Source organism: Desulfobulbus elongatus DSM 2908, from assembly GCF_000621145.1.
In the GTDB taxonomy this organism is placed as follows: domain Bacteria; phylum Desulfobacterota; class Desulfobulbia; order Desulfobulbales; family Desulfobulbaceae; genus Desulfobulbus; species Desulfobulbus elongatus.
On record NZ_JHZB01000077.1, the window covers coordinates 1 to 2,592 of the forward strand.

2 protein-coding genes and 1 pseudogene are annotated in these 2,592 nt (G+C 52.9%); 1 reads left to right on the forward strand and 2 read right to left on the reverse strand.

From position 1 onward, the window contains the following. Positions 1-72: 72 nt before the first annotated feature. Positions 73-1,131, reverse strand: a pseudogene (locus Q362_RS23940) (IS3 family transposase); the annotation flags it as partial. 376 nt (positions 1,132-1,507) lie between these two features. Here Q362_RS23940 and Q362_RS0117585 point away from each other — a divergent pair. Continuing rightward, positions 1,508-2,284, forward strand: coding sequence for a DUF169 domain-containing protein (locus tag Q362_RS0117585; protein ID WP_028319684.1), 777 nt, complete (start codon positions 1,508-1,510; stop codon positions 2,282-2,284). Between the two features lie 73 nt (positions 2,285-2,357). Here Q362_RS0117585 and Q362_RS24380 read toward each other — a convergent pair. Continuing rightward, positions 2,358-2,592, reverse strand: a 235-nt coding sequence (locus Q362_RS24380; protein ID WP_211248535.1) for a hypothetical protein, incomplete at its 5' end; no start/stop codon positions are given.

Genomic DNA, 2,592 nt, shown 5'->3' on the forward strand with positions numbered 1-2,592 from the left:
CCGTTGCTTGGTTTCAACGGATATTAGCTGGAGGTGGGAAAATTGCGAGCAAATTATTTGTGGATAATCACTTAATCTGGAGTGCGGTCTGGACCGGTTGTACCAGTCCAGGTAGCGCATGATCGAGGTCCGTGCCTCCCTGACCGAGTCATAGGCGTGCAGGTAGACCTCTTCATACTTCACGGTCCGCCATAACCGTTCGACAAAAATGTTGTCCCGCCAGGCCCCGCGACCGTCCATGCTGAGCCTACAGCCTTGGCCCTGCACAGCCCGGATGAACTCATCAGCGGTGAACTGGCTCCCTTGGTCGGTGTTGATGATCGCAGGGGTGCCGGGCCGGGCAAACGCTTCCTGCAGCACAGCGACCGCATGACAGGCCTCCAGGGTGATGGCGATCCTGGCGGCCAGCACCTTCCGGCTGGCCCAGTCCACTACCGCAGTCAGGTAGACAAATCCCCTGGCCATGGGAATATAGGTCGTGTCGAGCGCCCACACCTGGTTGCTCTGGTTGATGTTCATGCCCCGCAGCAGGTACGTTGTGGCCCGGATGCTTCGTGCTGGTTCCGGGCTTCTGGTACACGGCCGTAATGCCCATCCGCTTCATCAGGGTGCCGATGCGTCGGCGTCCGACCTTGATGCCCATTCGCGCCAGTTGGTCGCGCAGCATGCGCGTGCCCATGAACGGTTTGTCCAGGTGCAGTTCATCCAGGCGCCCCATCAACTCCAGATCACCCTCGAGGACGGGTTTGGGTCGATAATACAGACTGCTTCGGTTGACGCCGATCAGTTCGGCCTGCCGTTTCAGCGGCAATGCATGGGTGCGGTCAATCAACGCTTTGCGCTCAGCCTTCCCGCTTTGGTGAGCGCACTTTCTAAAAAATCGTTTTCCATCGTCAGTTGCCCGATCTTGGCCTGCAGCGCTTTCACCTCCGCGCCCTGGTCCCGGGACGACGACTTGCCGAAAACGCCAGCGGCACTCTCGATGAGCTGCCGCTTCCAGGTCGTGATCTGGTTCGGATGGACCTCGTACTGCTGTGCCAATTCACCGAGGGGCTTCTCACCGGCAATGGCTTCCAGGGCCACCTTCGCCTTGAAGGCCGCTGAATGGTTCCGTCTCGTTCCTTTTGCCATGTTCTGCTCCTTGCTCTGCCCATCTCAGGGCGTTACGGGGAGCAGATTTTCCACTTAACGGCTTGTCCAAGCTTCCGCGACCACCTCTAACGGGAGTGGCTGTTTTTTTCCAAACAATATCTGGAAGAAGTTTTGTTGTTGACTCGTTATTTTTTATAAAATATATCGAGGGCTGATTCCCTTACTCTGCACTTCATCCACCTCCATTGAGTCGAGGGGCCTGTAGCGTCAAGGTAAGGTGATCGACAATGTTAAGGGGCTGGTCCGCAGGGTAACTGACATTCCCTCTCACCCTTGAAGGTTGAGAAAATATCTTGGAAGCTCGAGAAAGAGGAACAGCTCTCAATGATTGAGAAATGTAAATTGGGAGAGAAAAATGACACTGAGTTACAAGGAAATGCAGCATATCCTCATGGAGGAATTGCGACTGTACCATTTTCCCATTGCGGTCAAATTCTTTTTTGATCAGAGCGAAGTTGCCGAATTCAAAAAGGTGCACGACTATTATACCCCTGTCAAGCCAATGACATTTTGCCAGTGGGAAATAGCTGCCCGAATGAAAGGCCAAATCGTCTATGCTGAACCCAAAGGCTTGGGATGTTCAAATGCCATGTGCGGCTTCGCTTGGAAAGAAATTGATGACAATGAGATAAAAAGCCACCTCAAATATGTTCGGGATGAAGCCCAGGCCCAAAAAGCCGTGCAGACCAAACCACGCCTTAAATCCGGTCTTATCGGAGTTGCGGTCGCTCCGCTTGGTGATGCGAAATTTGTTGCCGACACCGTCCATTTTTACTGCGATAACATGCAAGCTTACCATCTTGCCGTAGATTGGATGTCGGCAACCGGGATTTATCCGATGCGAGCGAACATAACGATCAATTCCTCAGCCTGTGCCGGCAACGTGTATGTCTACAACGAAAAACTTGCAAACATGCTGCCCGCCTGCTCCGGGTCCTACAATGCCGGCAAAACCGAACGTGGGGAGATCAACTTCATTCTGCCCGGTGAGCATCTTGAGCCCATGGTAAAACGCCTTCTGGAGCGCAAGGAAACCTACGGTAGTGCGGCCATTACCCGTCCTGGTGATGGATTTCCGGGGGCTGATATTTGTAAAAACTGTCCTCTGATTATTTTCAAGAAAGGGGAATAAAATCAGTATATGCACGTTCGGCCGGGAATCTCTGTTTTTTAGCCAGGTACGGACTGGGGGCGGGTGGCGGTCATCATGTCGGAAATTCGTGCGGGGCATGCTCCGATACCGCGGGTGTTGACCTTTTTGCCGCAAATGATCGGTTGCGGTGATCTATGAACAAGAGGGCAGCCAATGAAAATTTGCTGTTATCTTTGTAATGATGTGCCGATCTTGGTGAAAGAAATGAGAAAATCCTGTTCAAATCCACCCGAGACTTGTGTCGTTCTGGAAATGGACCTGAATCAGTGACAGCCATGGCCGGATTT

Excerpts from the sequence above, each read along its gene's own strand:
- Q362_RS0117585 (WP_028319684.1), top strand. The coding sequence starts at position 1,508 with ATGACACTGAGTTACAAGGAAATGCAGCATATCCTCATGGAGGAATTG.